A 15,862-nucleotide genomic window follows, 5' to 3' on the forward strand; every position below is an offset into this window, starting at 1 on the left:
GAGAGGGTCATTTGGGGAAAAGCTCCAGCAACCGAGGCGCTATCTTTTCCAGCGGGCGTATTTCCACGGCGGCATCGATGGCCGCGGCCACCTTGGGCATGCCGTACACCGCACTGCTCTGTTGGTCCTGCGCGATGGTCAGGTAACCCTGCTGGCGCATGAGTTTAAGCCCTTGCGCCCCATCACGCCCCATGCCGGTCAACAAAATGCCAACCGCATCGCCATTCCAGTAACTGGCCACGCTCTCGAAAAACACATCGATGGAAGGCCGGTAGATCTCGTTGACCGGTTCGGCCGTGTAGGCCAGTGTGCCGTTTTTCAACAAACGAATATGGTGATTGGTGCCTGCCAGCAGCACGGTGCCGCCTTGCGGCGGTTCGCCCTCCTGGGCCAACCGCACGTTCAGGCCGCTGGCACTGCCGAGCCATTCGGCCATGCCGGCGGCGAAGACCTGGTCGACGTGTTGCACCAACACGATGGCTGGGGAAAAGTCCCGGGGCAGGCCCTTGAGCAGGATTTCCAGCGCCGCCGGCCCGCCCGCAGATGAACCGATGGCGATCAGGCTCTGGCGTGGGCCCGGACTGCGCGTCGGACTCGGCGCGGATCGCTCCCGATTGCCCTTGTCGCCGATCAGCCAGCCGATGTTCATGATCTTGCGTAACAGCGGTGCCGCCGCTTCCTGGGCATTGCCCGCGCCGAGAGCCGGCGTGTCGACCACATCCAGCGCGCCATGGCCCATGGCCTCGAACACCCGATGCACGTTTTGCTGGCGATCGACGGTGACGATGACGATCGCGCACGGCGTTTGGGCCATGATGCGCCGGGTGGCTTCCACACCGTCCATCACCGGCATGATCAAATCCATCAGGATCAGGTCCGGCGTCTGTTCGGCACACTTTTGCACCGCCTCCCGGCCATCGCCCGCCACCCAGATCACCTGGTGCGCCGGCTCGAAGGCCAATGCCCGGCGCAAGGCCTCCACGGCCATGGGCATATCGTTGACAATTGCGATCTTCATGCCCGTGCTCCTCCAATGAGCTCAACCACTGCATCGAGCAGGGCGTCGTCGTGAAAACTGGCTTTGGCTAGATAATAGTCGGCCCCGGCATCCAGTCCACGACGACGGTCTTCTTCACGATCCTTGTAGGACACCACCATCACTGGCAGCGATTGCAGGCGATTGTCCCGGCGCAACAACGACACCAGCTCGATGCCGTCCATGCGCGGCATATCGATGTCGGTGATCAGCAGGTCGAAATCCTCCGAACGCAAGGCGTTCCAGCCATCCATGCCATCGACCGCCACGGCCACGTCGTAACCTCGATTGAGCAATAGTTTGCGCTGCAGCTCGCGCACGGTCAGGGAGTCGTCGACCACCAGGATCCGCTTGCGGGCCGCTTCGACGGCCTGGTTGCTGTGGCGCGCGATGCGCTCCAGGCGCCCGGTGTTGAGCAGTTTGTCCACCGAACGCAGCATGTCCTCGACGTCGACAATCAACACCACCGAACCGTCGTCGAGCAAGGCCCCGGCGGAGATATCCTGGACCTTGCCCAGACGTTCATCCAGGGGCAGCACCACCAATGTCCGCTCACCGATAAAACGCTCGACCGCAATGCCATAAATCGTATCGCGCTCACGGATCACCACGACCTTCAGGGTTTGCTGAGCCACCTGATTCGCCGGGCGCTGCAGCAACTGGCTGGCCGCCACCAGCCCGACATGCCGGCCTTCGTGCCAGAAATGCTGGCGCCCCTCGACCTGGACGATATCCGCCGGCTGCAGATCGCACATGCGTTCGATGTGGGCCAGCGGGAAGGCATACGCCTCGTCGCCAACTTCCACCACCAGGCTGCGAACAACGGACAGGGTCAGCGGCACCTCGAGATGGAAGTGGCTGCCCTCGCCCGCCGTCTGCTCCAGCACCACCGCACCTCGCAACTGGCGGACCATGTGCTGCACCGCATCCAGGCCGACGCCGCGCCCGGAGACTTCGGTGACCGTGTCGCGCAGGCTGAAGCCAGGCAGGAACAGGAACGTCAGCAGCTCCTCTTCACTCAGTTGCGCGGCGGTATCGGCCGGGGACAACTGGCGCTCGACGATGCTACGCCGGACCTTCTCCAGATCGACGCCATTACCATCATCGCTCAGCTCCAGCACCAGCAAGCCGGCTTGATGGGAGGCGCGCAGACGGATCAGGCCTTCCTCCGGCTTGCCGGCTAGCAGTCTTTGCTCCGCAGTTTCGATACCGTGATCCACGGCGTTGCGCAGCAGGTGCGTCAGTGGCGCTTCGAGTTTTTCCAGTACGTCACGGTCAACCTGGGTTTTCTCGCCCTCGATTTCCAACCGCACTTGCTTGCCAAGGCTGCGACCGAGGTCGCGGACCATCCGTACCTGCCCCGTCAGGACATCGGCGAACGGCCGCATGCGACAAGCCAGGGCTGTGTCGTACAACACCTGCGCGCGCTGGCTGGCCTGCCAGGCGAACTCGTCCAGCTCGGCGTTCTTTTCTGCCAGTAATTGCTGGGATTCGGCGAGCAATCGACGGGCATCTTCGAGGGCTTCCCGGGCTTCGAGGCTCAGGGCCTGGTCCTTGAGATGGACGTTGAGATTTTCCAGGGCCCGCAGGCTGTTGCTCTGCATGCGTTTGAGCCGCTGCATGGTGGCCAGGTGCGGTTTGAGCCGCAGGGTTTCCACCAGGGATTTGCTCGACAGGTCGAGCAGGCTGTTGAGGCGTTCGGCCGTGACCCGCAGCACGCGCTCACCGTTTTCGGTGGTGCGCCGGGTCTGTTTCGGCGCAACCGGCAGCGGCTCGACGGGCGCCGCCGGTTCTTCGATCACGGGTGCGGGCGCTTCGAGTTGCAGCTCTGCCATCAGCGGCGCGGCGGGTGCCAGGTTCGGCACCGCGGCGGCCATCGGATCGAGCAAATGCCCCATCAACGCGACATAGGCGTCGATTTCCGCAGGCCCCGACACACTGTTCGGCGTCGCGATGCGCATCAGCAAATCGGTGCCTTGCAGCAACGCATCGATGTGTTCCGGGCGCAGGTACAGGCGCCCTTCCTGGGCGCTGACCAGGCAATCTTCCATGACATGCGCGACGCTGACGCCGGCATCGACGCCAACGATTCGAGCCGCGCCTTTGAGCGAATGGGCCGCACGCATGCACGATTCGAGATGATCGGCCTGGGTCGGATCACGTTCCAGCGCCAACAGACCTGCGCTGAGCACTTGGGTCTGGGCCTCGGCTTCCAGGCTGAACAGTTCCAGCAAGGAGGAGTCGCGCATTTGCTCGGGGGTCATGTGAGGCTCCGGGTCACGGCGGACAACAACTGCTCTTCGTCCAGCCAACGCAGGCTGCGACCTTTGAATTGCATCACTCCACGGGTGTACTTGGCACTGGCTTGCGCGCCAGAGCGGGACGCCGCCTCGAGGATGCGCTCGTCGATGGCATGAATCCCGTCCACTTCGTCTACCGGCACCACTACGGGACCGCCGTGAGCGGCGATGATCAGCATCCGCGGCATGACCCGCGCCCCGGTGGCCACGCTGCTGGCGCTATCGAGTCCCAGCAACTCGACCAACGAGAGGCACGCCACCAGCGCGCCCCGCACATTCGCCACCCCGAGCAAGGCCCGGGAGCGCTGATGCGGCAGAGAGTGAATGGTTTGCAAAGGTGCCACTTCCACCAGGCTGCGAGTGGCCAGCCCCAGCCATTCTTCGCCGAGGCGAAACATCAGCAGCGAGCGGGTTTTGACTTCGCTCTCGACCTCAACGGACACTGAGCCGCGGTCTTCCTGCTGCAGCGCGTAGCGATCCAGCAGACGCGTTGCGGCCGCCGAATACACCGCGCAATTGCGGCAATGGATGTGGTCGATCAGCAACGGGCAGGACTTGTCGCCATGGATACCGATACGGTTCCAGCAATCATCGATGGCCTGCGCATCTTCATGGGTGACGCTCAAGGAATCGGAGGCGATCATCGTTTACGCTCACTGTCAGCGGCGCGCTCGCTGCGGGCGGCGCGGTCCTGCAATCGTCTGGCTCCTGCTGTATCGCCCTGGGATTGCAGCAAGGCGGCCAGGTGCATCAACGCGTCGGCATGTTGCGGTTCCAGGTACAACGCCTTGCGATAAAAACCCTGGGCTTCGAGGACACTGCCGGCGACGTCGCTGAGCAATCCCAGCCAGTAAAACACCTGGGCCACCGGCTCGTGGTGGCGTAGATAATGATCACAGGCGGCGCGGGCTTCAGCGCTTTTGCCTTCATTGGCCAGCGCGGCGACGTTCGCCAGCAGCGCGGCGGCGTCAGAATTGTTCGGTTTAACCGGGTGCGACGGCTGTGTAACGCTGGCGAACGGGCGCCGTTGAGTCGGTACCGGTGCAATCCTGCGCACCGGTTGCGGCATCGGCAACGATGTGGGGACGAATGTCGGCAAAGGCTCGGGCTCTGGCGCGCTATGGCGACTGAAGGCAAAGGATTGCGCGATGCCAATCGAGCGCATGCCCAGTCGCCCCAGCAGGCTGCCTTCGGCCGGACCGATAAACAGCACGCCATCGACGTGGGTCAAACGCTTGAGCACCTCGAACACCTGTATTTGCGTCGGCAGATCGAAGTAGATCAGCAGATTGCGGCAGAACACGAAGTCAAAGGGCGGCTCGCTGGCAAGCAAGGTTGGATCGAGCAGATTGCCGACCTGCAGGCGCACCTGGTCGAGGACCCGGGCGCCGAGTCGATAGCCGTCGTTCTCGGCGCTGAAATAGCGGTCGCGAAAGGTTATGTCCTGACCGCGAAATGAATTCTTGCCGTACAACGCACGTCGCGCCTTGTCCACCGACAGCGGGCTGACGTCCATGCCGTCGACCTTGAACTGGTGCGGCTTGAGCCCGGCATCCAGCAGCGCCATGGCGATCGAATAAGGTTCTTCGCCGGTGGAGCATGGCAGGCTGAGAATGCGCAGGGCGCGCATGTTGTTGAGGTCGATCAGGCGTCTGCTCGCCAGTTTCGCCAGGGTGGCGAAGGATTCCGGGTAACGGAAAAACCAGGTCTCGGGGACGATCACCGCTTCGATCAGCGCCTGCTGCTCGTCGCTTGAACCCTGCAAGGTGCGCCAGTACTCGTCGGCCGTCTGCGCCTGGGACGCGGCGCAGCGTTGCCGCACCGCACGCTCGATGATCGCCGGGCCGACAGACGTCACGTCGAGGCCGATGCGCTCCTTGAGGAAATCGAAAAACCGCTGGTCGCTGCTCATCGCTGCTCCTCCAGCCCGGTCAGGTCCAGGGGTGGCGTGGGGTACAACAGCGCGCGCACCTGATCGTCCAGTAGATCGGCCACCCTCACCCATTGCAACAAGCCCTGGGCATCTTCTCGCACGGGCCCCAGGTACCGCGCCTGGGGATTGTCCAGGCCATAGGGCTGAAAATCCGCCGGATCGCAACGCAAAGTGTCGGTGGCCCGTTCCAGGATCAGCCCGAGCAATTGCGCCTCGGTGATTGCCTCCGGGCGGTAATGCACCAGCACCAGTCGCGTGCTGGTACGCGCCTGCGCGGGTGTACCAAAGGTCAATGCGCTGAGGTCTATAACCGGCACCACCGCGCCGCGATAGGCCAACACCCCGGCCACCCAGCGCGGCGCCTGGGCAATCGGCTTCAATGGCAGGCGCGGCAGCACTTCCGCCACCTCGATCGCCTGCAAGGCATAACGTTCATGACCGATGCGGAACACCAGGAACAATGCCTGCGCCGCCTGTTTCACGACGGCGCGCTTGGCCGTGAGTTCGCTCATCAGACTTTGAATCGCGAGACGCCGCTACGCAGCCCTACAGCCACCTGACTCAGCTCGTCGATGGCGAAACTGGCCTGGCGCAGGGATTCGACGGTCTGGCTGCTGGCATCGCCCAATTGCACCAACGCGTGGTTGATCTGCTCGGCGCCGGTGGCCTGGGCCTGCATGCCTTCGTTGACCATCAACACCCGCGGCGCCAGCGCCTGGACCTGATGGATGATCTGCGACAGTTGCTCGCCAACCTGTTGCACCTCGAACATGCCGCGGCGCACTTCCTCGGAAAATTTGTCCATGCCCATCACACCGGCCGACACCGCCGATTGAATCTCGCGCACCATCTGTTCGATGTCGTAGGTGGCGACGGCGGTCTGGTCCGCCAGGCGCCGGACTTCGGTGGCGACCACAGCAAAACCGCGACCGTATTCTCCAGCCTTCTCGGCCTCGATAGCCGCGTTGAGCGACAACAGGTTGGTCTGGTCGGCGACCTTGACGATGGTCACCACCACCTGGTTGATGTTGCCGGCCTTCTCGTTGAGGATCGCCAGCTTGGCGTTGACCAGGTCGGCCGCGCCCATCACCGAATGCATGGTCTCTTCCATGCGCGCCAGGCCCTGTTGCCCGGAGCCGGCGGCCACCGAGGCCTGGTCGGCGGCGGTGGACACTTCGGTCATGGTGCGCACCAGGTCACGGGAGGTGGCCGCGATTTCACGGGAAGTCGCGCCGATTTCAGTGGTGGTGGCAGCCGTTTCGGTGGCGGTGGCCTGCTGTTGCTTGGACGTCGCGGCGATCTCCGTGACCGATGTGGTCACTTGCACCGATGAGCGCTGGGCCTGGGACACCAGGGAAGTCAGCTCCGTCATCATGTCGTTGAAACCGGTTTCCACGGCACCGAATTCGTCCTTGCGCTCAAGATTCAGGCGCGTGCTGAGATCGCCCGTGCGCATGATTTCGAGGATTTGCACGATGCGATTCATCGGCGCCATGATCGCGCGCATCAACAGCAGGCCGCAGAGGCCAGCGGCCAGCACTGCCAACACCAGGGAAATGCCCATGATGACTTTCGCGGTGATGACTGCATCATCGATGGCCGCAACAGCCTGATCGGCCACTGTTTTGTTGTGACGCAGAATTTCGCTGAGTTTCATGCGGCCGGCCGTCCAGGTCGGGGTCAGCTCTTCGTTGAACATCCTGACGGCTTCGGCGTCCTGATTGCGTTTATGCAACTCGGCAACGGCAAGCAGGATCCGGTGGTAGTCCGCGTGGAGCTTTTCAAACGCGGCATACTCGACCTTGTCTTCATCCGTCGTGACCGTCTGGCGATAAAGCTCCATCTGCTCTTGCAGTCGCACGGAGAAGTCCTTGAAGTCCGACGCATCCTTGGCGGTGAAGCCCTGCCCCTGCTCCAGTCCCAGCATCTCCAGCATCCGCAGATAACTGTCGGACCAGGCGCCGCGCACCATCGAGCTGTAGTACAACCCTGGTAGCGCATCCTCGCGAACGCTGGCTTCGCTGCTCTCGATCTTCAACAGCCGCGAATACGAGACGACCACCATCAGCAACATGATGGCGATAATTACCGCAAAGCTCGCCAAAATGCGTTGGCGCAACGTCCAGTTCTTCACAGTCAATCCTCGGGGGCATTTCGAAATGCGGGGAGTATAGCCGAGGGCGCTGTTTCATTTATAAGACGGTTGCGCCACTACTCATCTCTTGGCAAAAAATGGAAGTGGGCGGTTTAAAGTCAAAAGATCGCGGCCCGCAGCAGCTCCTACAGAATCGCGGATGGACGCCAATCCTGTAGGAGCTGCCGAAGGCTGCGATCTTTCGGGGCGAACGGTTAAATCGAAGCCTGGCGAACCTGCTTCTCCAGCTCGGCCTTCAATCCCGGCTCCAGTTTGAGTTGCCGCGCCAGTTCATCGAGGTAGGACTTCTCCATGAAGCTCTCCTCATCCACCAGCATCACGCTGGCAATGTACATTTCCGCGGCCATTTCCGGAGTGCTGGCAGCACGGGCGACATCGCTCGGATCCAGCGGCTTGTTCAGTTCGGCATGCAGCCAGTGCTGCAATTGCTGATCGTTGTCGAGCTTGCTGAACTCACCTTCGATCAGCTCGCGTTCGCGCGCATCGATGTGACCGTCGGCCTTGGCCGCCGCCACCAGGGCCTTGAGAATCGCCTGGCTGTGCTGCTCGACTTGCGCCGCCGGCAAGCGATCAAGGGTTTGCGGTTCAGTCCTCGGCGCCGTGCCCTGCTGGGCCTGCCAATTGCCGTAGGCTTTATAGGCCAGCACGCCCAAGGCGGCGAGGCCACCATAGACCGCGACCTTACCCCCGACCTTGCGCGCCTTCTTGTTACCCAGCAGCAGGCCCATGGCCCCGGCGGCCAAGGCACCGCCACCCGCCCCGGAGAGCAGGCTGCCAATGCCACCACTCGCCCCCTTGCCCTGCGTTGCGCCGGTCTTTTTTTGCAACAAATCCTGGCCAGACTTGAGCAGTTGGTCGAGCAATCCACGGGTGATCATTTTCCGCCTCCAAAAAAGGGTTCATCCGGACACTAAGGCCATCAGCCTAATTCGAAAGTGCCCGGCGACTCCCGGCGGGTTTGCTTCCAGATGTTGCTGGGCGGCAGATTCCCGGGGGCGATGCTTCTCATGGATAGGACAGGGTTACCCGATAGTTTCCCAAGTTGATCGGTCTGGATGCAGCGTCCAGCAACCTGTACTGCCGGGGCAGCAGGTCGTCAGTGACCTGCAATCTGGGGGGAGCGGCCGAAGCGTCGAGCGAACTGACAGTCACCACCGGTTCCATGCCTGGCGCACTGCTGCCTTCAGGCGCGGCCCCCGGACAGCCATGCAAGGCCAGTCCCGGGCCGGTAACAGATACCTTGCACGGCGCCTCCACGATCGCACCCTGGAAATGGATGTCACCTCGCCCTGCGGGAGCAGACGCCAGACAACTCCCGGCCAAGCCAAGTAAAAGCCCCCATCCCAATGACATTTTTCTGATGCTCATCGCGCCACCTCTCAGAAGGATCCTGCAGTCTCAAGCGTGTCGGCAGAAAACCGGAAATGATTAGAACCCTGGTAGGCGCCTGCGGGGTGTTTGCCGGAAACCCGGGCTGAGACTCCCATCGAAAAAAAAGATATACACTCGATAAAATATATAAAAACCACCCACTGGGTACGCTCTTCATGATGACCCTGCGTCAAATCCGTCATTTCATTGCCGTGGCCGAGACGGGCTCGATCTCCGCCGCCGCGCAAACCGCTTTCATTTCCCAGTCCACCCTGACCCTGGCGATCCAGCAACTGGAGCAGGAAATCGGCGTCGGTCTTTTCAATCGCCACGCCAAGGGCATGACCCTGACCCATCAGGGGCACCAGTTCCTGCGTCAGGCGCATTTGATCCTGGCCACCGTGGACAACGCCAAGCGCAGCCTGCAACAAAGCACCGACCAGGTGGCCGGGCAATTGATCGTCGGGGTGACCAGCCTGGTGGCCGGTTACTACCTGGCGGACCTGCTCACGCGTTTCCAGCGCGCCTACCCCAACGTCGAAATCCGCGTGATGGAAGACGAGCGCCCTTACATTGAACACTTGCTGGTCAGCGGCGAGATCGATGTCGGCGTGTTGATCCTCTCCAACCTTGAAGACCGCCACGCCCTGCAGACCGAGGTGCTGACCCATTCGCCCCATCGACTGTGGCTACCGGCCCAGCATCCCCTGCTGGAACACGACAGCATCAACCTCGCCGACGTGACCCGCGAGCCGCTGATTCAATTGAACGTCGATGAAATGGATCGTAACGCTCAGCGCATGTGGACGGCCGCCACCCTGCAACCGCGCATTACCCTGCGCACCGCCTCGACCGAAGCGGTGCGTAGCCTGGTGGCTGCCGGCCTGGGCGTGTCGATCCAGCCCGACATGACTTACCGCCCCTGGTCACTGGAGGGCGACATTATCGAAGCGCGGCCGATTGCCGACCTCAGCCAGACCCTCGATGTCGGCCTGGCCTGGCGCCGGGGAACCGCGCGCCCGGCCTTGGTGGACCCGTTCCTGACCGTCGCCCGCGAGCAGCCCCACGGCGGGCGCAAGCCATCTATTTAATCGAACGCCACCTTCAGTATTTAGAATTTGTCGACCTCGGGTCTGCGCACTAGTCTTGTTGCATCCATATAAGACGGCCAGCCCCAGTCACAGGGAGCAGCATGGCCACACAGGAAAAGAGAACCCGTAAAATGACTGGCGCGCAGACCCCGTTGTTCACCGCATTGTTGATCGATGGTGAATTAGTCGCCGGGCAAGGCCGTGTCGAACCAATTCTGAACCCGGCCACAGGCGAAGTCCTGACGCACATCGCCGAAGCCAGCACCGAGCAAGTCGAAGCCGCCATCCTCGCCGCCCACCGCGCCTTTGCCGGCTGGTCGCGGACCACGCCGCAGCAGCGCTCGAACCTGTTGCTCGATATCGCCAACGCCATCGAAAAAAACGCCGACCTGCTCGCCCGCCTCGAATCCCTGAACTGCGGCAAGCCGTTGCACCTGGCCCGTCAGGACGACCTGAGCGCCACGGTCGATGTGTTCCGCTTTTTCGCTGGCGCCGTGCGCTGCCAGACCGGCCAGCTCAGCGGCGAGTACCTGCCGGGGTACACCAGCATGGTGCGTCGCGATCCTATCGGGGTCGTTGCGTCCATCGCGCCGTGGAACTACCCGATCATGATGGCGGCGTGGAAAATCGCCCCGGCCCTGGCCGCCGGCAACACCCTGGTGTTCAAGCCATCGGAGCACACGCCCCTGTCGATCCTGGCATTGGCCCCGGCGCTGGCCGAGATCCTGCCACCCGGCGTGATCAACATTGTCTGCGGTGGCGGCGAAGGCGTCGGCAGCCATCTGGTCAGCCACCCCAAAGTGCGCATGGTGTCGCTGACCGGGGATATCGTCACCGGGCAGAAAATCCTCCAGGCCGCGGCAAAAACCCTTAAGCGTACGCACCTCGAACTGGGCGGCAAAGCACCAGTGATCGTCTGCAACGATGCCGACATCCAGGCGGTGGTCGAAGGCGTGCGCACCTATGGCTACTACAACGCCGGGCAGGATTGCACCGCCGCTTGCCGGGTGTATGCACAGGCCGGCATTCACGACCGCCTGGTGGCCGAACTCGGCGCGGCGGTCAGCAGCCTGCGGTTCGCCAGCAAACGCGATGCCGACAACGAAATCGGCCCGCTGATCAGCACCCGCCAGCGCGACCGCGTGGCCAGTTTCGTCGAGCGCGCCCTCGGCCAGCCTCATATCGAACGGGTAACGGGTGCGGCAGTGCATTCCGGTGCCGGCTTCTATTACCAGCCGACGTTGCTTGCCGGTTGCAAGCAAGGCGATGAAATCGTCCAGCGCGAAGTGTTCGGGCCGGTGGTCACCGTGACCCGATTCGATCAGCTCGAACAGGCCGTGGACTGGGCAAACGACTCGGAATACGGCCTCGCCTCCTCGGTCTGGACGCAGAACCTCGACAAGGCGATGCAGGTCGCCGCGCGGTTGCAGTATGGCTGCACCTGGATCAACAGCCATTTCATGCTGGTCAGCGAGATGCCCCACGGCGGGCTCAAGCGTTCGGGCTACGGCAAGGACCTGTCCAGCGATTCGCTCCAGGACTACAGCGTGGTGCGGCACATCATGGCCCGCCACGGGCAGCATCTCTGACTACGCTAATAACAAGCCGATAACGGCGTGCTTCACCACGTTCACAACTGCCCCGACCATAATTTGAAGAAGAGGGAAATCCCATGTTCGTGCACAAGACCGCACTGCTCAGTGCAATCACCACAGCGCTGCTGGCCAGTGCCAGTGTCCAGGCCGCCGAGCCGCTGAAGGCTGTCGGTGCCGGCGAAGGCCAACTGGATATCGTGGCGTGGCCCGGCTACATCGAACGTGGTGAAAGCGACAAGGCCTACGACTGGGTGACCGGTTTCGAGAAGGAAACCGGCTGCAAGGTGAATGTGAAAACTGCGGCGACCTCCGATGAGATGGTCAGCCTGATGGCCAAGGGGGGTTATGACCTGGTGACCGCGTCCGGCGATGCTTCCTTGCGCCTGATCGTCGGCAAGCGTGTGCAGCCGATCAACACGGCGTTGATCCCGAACTGGAAGAACATCGATCCGCGCCTCAAGGATGGCCCCTGGTACGTCGTCAATAAACAGACCTACGGCACCCCCTACCAGTGGGGCCCGAACGTGTTGATGTACAACACCAACGTATTCAAGACCGCACCTGACAGCTGGAGCGTGGTGTTCGAGGAACAGACCCTGCCGGATGGCAAGTCCAACAAGGGTCGCGTGCAGGCCTACGATGGCCCGATCTATATCGCCGACGCGGCGCTTTACCTCAAGTCGACCAAGCCGGAATTGGGCATCAAGAACCCCTACGAGCTTAACGAAGAGCAGTACAAGGCGGCGCTGGATCTGCTTCGCAAGCAACAGCCGCTGATCCACCGCTACTGGCATGACGCAACCGTGCAGATGAGTGACGTCAAGAACGAAGGTGTGGTGGCGTCCAGCACCTGGGGCTACATGGTCAACGGGCTGGTGGCGGACAAGCAGCCCGTGGCCTCGGTCATTCCAAAGGAAGGCGCGACGGGCTGGGTAGACACCACCATGATGCACGTCGAAGCCAAGCACCCCAACTGTGCCTATAAGTGGATGGATTGGTCGCTGCAGCCGAAGGTACAAGGTGACGTTTCGGCCTGGTTCGGCGCACTGCCAGCCGTGCCTGAAGGTTGCAAGGCCAGTGAGCTGCTAGGCGCACAAGGCTGTGCGGCCAATGGTTATGACCAGTTCGCCAATCTCGCCTTCTGGAAAACCCCACAGGCCGAAGGCGGCAAGTTCGTGCCGTACAGCCGCTGGACCCAGGACTACATTGCGATCATGGGCGGTCGTTAAAGCAAACCTCCCTTTGTAGGAGCGAGCTTGCTCGCGATGGTCGTCAACGATCACGCGGGCATCCTGAATGAACGCATCGACCTGGCGTTCTTCGCGAGCAAGCTCGCTCCTACAACAGATTCCCCGTTTTTCAGAAGTCCAGGCAGGGCCGCTGCGACGGCCCTCGCCTTTTCGGAGCACCGTACCATGACGCTTGCAGTCCAGTTCACCAACGTTTCCCGTCAGTTCGGCGAAGTGAAAGCCGTTGACCGGGTTTCCATCGACATCCAGGACGGCGAGTTCTTCTCCATGCTCGGGCCTTCGGGCTCGGGCAAAACCACCTGCCTGCGCCTGATCGCCGGTTTTGAACAACCGAGCGCGGGCTCGATCCGCATTCATGGCGAGGAAGCCGCCGGCCTGCCGCCGTACCAGCGTGATGTGAACACCGTGTTCCAGGATTACGCACTGTTCCCGCACATGAACGTACTCGACAACGTCGCCTACGGCTTGAAAGTCAAAGGCGTCGGCAAGGCCGAACGCCTGAAGCGCGCAGCCGAAGCCCTCGATATGGTCGCCCTCGGCGGCTACGGCGAACGCAAGCCGGTACAGCTCTCCGGTGGCCAGCGCCAGCGCGTGGCCCTGGCCCGCGCCCTGGTCAATCGTCCACGGGTGCTGTTGCTCGACGAACCGCTCGGGGCGCTGGATTTGAAACTGCGCGAGCAAATGCAAGGCGAATTGAAGAAGTTGCAACGCCAGCTCGGCATCACCTTCATTTTCGTCACCCATGACCAGACCGAAGCGCTGTCGATGTCTGACCGCGTCGCCGTATTCAACAAGGGTCGCATCGAACAGGTCGATTCGCCGCGCAACCTGTACATGAAACCGGCGACCACTTTCGTAGCGGAGTTCGTCGGTACTTCCAACGTGATTCGCGGCGATCTGGCGAAACAATTGAGCGGCAATCCACAGCCGTTTTCGATTCGCCCGGAACATGTGCGTTTCGCCGAAGGTCCGCTGGCCGCACACGAGATCGAAGTCAGCGGTTTGCTCCATGACATCCAGTACCAGGGCAGCGCCACCCGCTACGAACTGAAGCTGGAAAACGGCCAGACCCTGAACATCAGCCAGGCCAACAACCAGTGGATCGACAGCAGCGCGCAGCATCAGACCGGGCAACGCCTCAGTGCACGTTGGGCGCGCGAAGCGATGATCCCGTTGCACGACACCATCGTGGGTGGGGTGTGAAATGACCAGCGTGGCTCTCCCTCAAACCCCGGCCAGTGGCTCGCCGCTGCGCAAGTTTTCCAACCTGCTGTATCGCCGGCCGAACCTGTACCTGTCGATGCTGCTGGTGCCGCCGCTGCTGTGGTTCGGCGCGATCTATCTGGGTTCGTTGCTGACCTTGTTATGGCAAGGCTTCTACACCTTCGATGACTTCACCATGGCGGTCACGCCTGACCTGACCCTGGCGAACTTCGCTGCCCTGTTCCAGCCGTCGAACTTCGACATCATCCTGCGCACCTTGAGCATGGCGGTCGTCGTCTCGATCGCCAGCGCCATCGTCGCGTTCCCGATTGCCTACTACATGGCGCGCTACACCACCGGCAAGACCAAGGCGTTTTTCTACATCGCGGTGATGATGCCGATGTGGGCCAGCTACATCGTCAAGGCGTATGCCTGGACCTTGTTGCTGGCCAAGGGTGGCGTGGCGCAGTGGTTCGTTCAGCACCTGGGGTTGGAGCCGGTTCTGCAGCTTATCCTGGGCATTCCGGGCGTGGGTGGCAGCACCTTGTCGACCTCGCACCTGGGCCGCTTCATGGTGTTCGTCTACATCTGGCTGCCGTTCATGATCCTACCGATCCAGGCCTCGCTGGAACGCCTGCCACCATCGCTGCTGCAGGCCTCGGCCGACCTCGGCGCCAAGCCACGCCAGACCTTCATGCAAGTGACACTTCCGCTGTCGATTCCGGGCATTGCGGCCGGTTCGATCTTCACCTTTTCGCTGACCCTGGGCGATTTCATCGTGCCGCAATTGGTGGGCCCGCCCGGCTACTTCGTCGGCAGCATGGTTTACGCCCAGCAAGGTGCGATCGGCAATATGCCGATGGCTGCCGCATTCACCCTGGTGCCGATCGTGCTGATCGCCATTTACCTGTCTATCGTCAAACGACTGGGGGCCTTCGATGCACTCTGAGAAAGCTTCTATTGGCCTACGAATCGCAGCCTGGGGCGGGCTGGTGTTCCTGCACTTCCCGATCCTGATCATCTTCCTGTACGCCTTCAACACCGAAGACGCGGCGTTCAGCTTCCCGCCCAAGGGCTTCACCCTGAAGTGGATCGGCGTGGCGTTCTCGCGGCCCGACGTACTGGAAGCGATCAAGTTGTCGCTGCAGATCGCCGCCATTGCCACGGCGATTGCCATGGTGCTTGGCACGCTGGCATCGGCGGCCTTGTACCGCCGGGACTTCTTTGGCAAGCAAGGCATTTCGCTGATGCTGATCCTGCCGATTGCGTTGCCAGGCATCATCACCGGGATCGCACTGCTGGCGACGTTCAAGACGCTGGGCATCGAGCCGGGGATGTTCACCATCATTGTCGGCCACGCGACCTTTTGTGTGGTGATCGTCTACAACAACGTCATCGCCCGCTTGCGCCGCACCTCCCACAGCCTGATCGAAGCCTCGATGGACCTCGGTGCCGACGGCTGGCAGACCTTCCGCTACATCATTCTGCCCAACCTCGGCTCGGCGCTGCTGGCCGGCGGCATGTTGGCGTTCGCGCTGTCGTTCGACGAAATCATCGTCACCACCTTCACCGCCGGCCACGAACGCACCCTGCCGCTGTGGCTGCTCAACCAGCTCAGCCGCCCCCGGGACGTGCCGGTGACCAACGTCGTGGCGATGCTGGTGATGATGGTGACCATGCTGCCGATCCTCGGCGCGTATTACCTGACCCGTGGGGGTGAAAGCGTGGCGGGTAGCGGCGGGAAATAACCAGGGGGCCGGTTTCTACAGATAAAAATAAACAGCTTCGAAGAGGACAATGCCATGCAAACCCAATTGCTGATCAACGGCCAACTGCAAAACGGCGAAGGCCCCGCCCAACCAGTGTTCAACCCGGCGCTGGGAAGCGTGCTGGTGGAAATCAACGAAGCCAGCGAAGCCCAGGTCGAT

Annotated in this window: 13 protein-coding genes; 6 read left to right on the forward strand and 7 right to left on the reverse strand. The window is 62.1% G+C overall.

Going from position 1 to position 15,862, the window contains the following annotated elements; translation table 11 throughout:
• Window positions 1–7: 7 nt before the first annotated feature.
• From cheB to ACYP2Q_RS28795, 7 genes are all read right to left on the reverse strand, one after another.
• Window positions 8–1,018 carry a chemotaxis-specific protein-glutamate methyltransferase CheB gene (gene cheB, locus ACYP2Q_RS28765; protein ID WP_459733553.1) on the reverse strand — a complete coding sequence of 337 codons (1,011 nt, stop codon included), beginning with the start codon at window positions 1,016–1,018 and terminating at the stop codon, window positions 8–10.
• Window positions 1,015–3,300, reverse strand: a complete 2,286-nt coding sequence (locus ACYP2Q_RS28770) for a response regulator (RefSeq protein WP_459733554.1) — start codon at window positions 3,298–3,300, stop codon at window positions 1,015–1,017. Before ACYP2Q_RS28770 ends, cheB begins: the two co-directional genes overlap by 4 nt.
• A complete protein-coding gene (locus ACYP2Q_RS28775) occupies window positions 3,297–3,980 on the reverse strand; it encodes a chemotaxis protein CheW (protein ID WP_459733555.1) in 684 nt (227 codons plus the stop codon). The genes ACYP2Q_RS28770 and ACYP2Q_RS28775 overlap by 4 nt, the downstream gene beginning before the upstream one ends.
• On the reverse strand, window positions 3,977–5,248 hold the full coding sequence (locus ACYP2Q_RS28780) for a CheR family methyltransferase (protein ID WP_459733556.1): 1,272 nt from the start codon (window positions 5,246–5,248) through the stop codon (window positions 3,977–3,979). The genes ACYP2Q_RS28775 and ACYP2Q_RS28780 overlap by 4 nt, the downstream gene beginning before the upstream one ends.
• Complete coding sequence (locus tag ACYP2Q_RS28785) at window positions 5,245–5,781, reverse strand: chemotaxis protein CheW (RefSeq protein WP_459733557.1); 537 nt, start codon at window positions 5,779–5,781, stop codon at window positions 5,245–5,247. Before ACYP2Q_RS28785 ends, ACYP2Q_RS28780 begins: the two co-directional genes overlap by 4 nt.
• Window positions 5,781–7,403 carry a methyl-accepting chemotaxis protein gene (locus ACYP2Q_RS28790; protein WP_459733558.1) on the reverse strand — a complete coding sequence of 541 codons (1,623 nt, stop codon included), beginning with the start codon at window positions 7,401–7,403 and terminating at the stop codon, window positions 5,781–5,783. Before ACYP2Q_RS28790 ends, ACYP2Q_RS28785 begins: the two co-directional genes overlap by 1 nt.
• A 215-nt stretch (window positions 7,404–7,618) precedes the next feature.
• Complete coding sequence (locus ACYP2Q_RS28795) at window positions 7,619–8,302, reverse strand: tellurite resistance TerB family protein (RefSeq protein ID WP_459733559.1); 684 nt, start codon at window positions 8,300–8,302, stop codon at window positions 7,619–7,621.
• A 669-nt stretch (window positions 8,303–8,971) separates the two neighbouring features.
• Between ACYP2Q_RS28795 and ACYP2Q_RS28800 the strand changes: the two genes are divergently transcribed.
• The 6 genes from ACYP2Q_RS28800 (at window position 8,972) to ACYP2Q_RS28825 (ending at window position 15,682) form a co-directional block, all read left to right on the forward strand.
• Window positions 8,972–9,886, forward strand: a complete 915-nt coding sequence (locus tag ACYP2Q_RS28800; protein WP_459733560.1) for a LysR family transcriptional regulator — start codon at window positions 8,972–8,974, stop codon at window positions 9,884–9,886.
• A gap of 131 nt (window positions 9,887–10,017) precedes the next feature.
• On the forward strand, window positions 10,018–11,475 hold the full coding sequence (locus ACYP2Q_RS28805; RefSeq protein WP_459733561.1) for a gamma-aminobutyraldehyde dehydrogenase: 1,458 nt from the start codon (window positions 10,018–10,020) through the stop codon (window positions 11,473–11,475).
• A gap of 83 nt (window positions 11,476–11,558) precedes the next feature.
• Window positions 11,559–12,710 (forward strand): putative ABC transporter substrate-binding protein YdcS, encoded by a 1,152-nt coding sequence (ydcS, locus tag ACYP2Q_RS28810; RefSeq protein ID WP_459733562.1) that lies wholly within the window; start codon window positions 11,559–11,561, stop codon window positions 12,708–12,710.
• 186 nt (window positions 12,711–12,896) lie between these two features.
• The gene (locus tag ACYP2Q_RS28815) at window positions 12,897–13,934 is read left to right on the forward strand and encodes an ABC transporter ATP-binding protein (protein WP_459733563.1); all 1,038 of its coding nucleotides are present in this window, start codon (window positions 12,897–12,899) and stop codon (window positions 13,932–13,934) included.
• 1 nt (window position 13,935) lies between these two features.
• A complete protein-coding gene (locus tag ACYP2Q_RS28820; protein WP_459733564.1) occupies window positions 13,936–14,883 on the forward strand; it encodes an ABC transporter permease in 948 nt (315 codons plus the stop codon).
• Window positions 14,873–15,682 (forward strand): ABC transporter permease, encoded by an 810-nt coding sequence (locus ACYP2Q_RS28825; protein ID WP_459733565.1) that lies wholly within the window; start codon window positions 14,873–14,875, stop codon window positions 15,680–15,682. The genes ACYP2Q_RS28820 and ACYP2Q_RS28825 overlap by 11 nt, the downstream gene beginning before the upstream one ends.
• Window positions 15,683–15,862: the final 180 nt, after the last annotated feature.

The sequence above is a fragment of the Pseudomonas sp. MHK4 genome (assembly GCF_054600775.1).